We start from the raw sequence: 301 nt of genomic DNA, 5'->3' as shown, positions 1-301 counted from the left end.
ACACCAAAGCTTGGACGACGTGTATTGTTACCGTCAAAACGGGCAGTCACTTTGTCAGAAAGCTCAGCGATTTCACTCACTAGTTCTTTAATTTGAGCAGCTTTATCTGATTCATCTAAAGCAGCAACTAATTCGATTGGACTTTCTAGACGTTCTAAGTAAGCTTTTAATTGAGTTTTAATGTTTTGATCTAACATCTGTTTTTTACTCCAATGCATCCAAATTCTTTCAATAGATGCATAGTACGTGAAAACATAAAATAGGTAAAACAGTATGTTTTTATATATTTGATCGGTTTTTT

1 protein-coding gene is annotated in these 301 nt (G+C 33.6%); it reads right to left on the bottom strand.

From position 1 onward, the window contains the following. Positions 1 to 197: alkyl hydroperoxide reductase (locus tag RFW85_RS08415; RefSeq protein WP_309171396.1), on the bottom strand; the 197-nt coding region annotated here is incomplete at its 3' end. Between the last annotated feature and the right edge of the window lie 104 nt (positions 198 to 301).

The organism is Acinetobacter sp. 12966 (assembly GCF_031196995.1).
GTDB lineage: Bacteria > Pseudomonadota > Gammaproteobacteria > Pseudomonadales > Moraxellaceae > Acinetobacter > Acinetobacter geminorum.
Note: the sequence above shows the minus strand (reverse complement) of the source record. Positions and strands in the feature narration are given on the sequence as shown.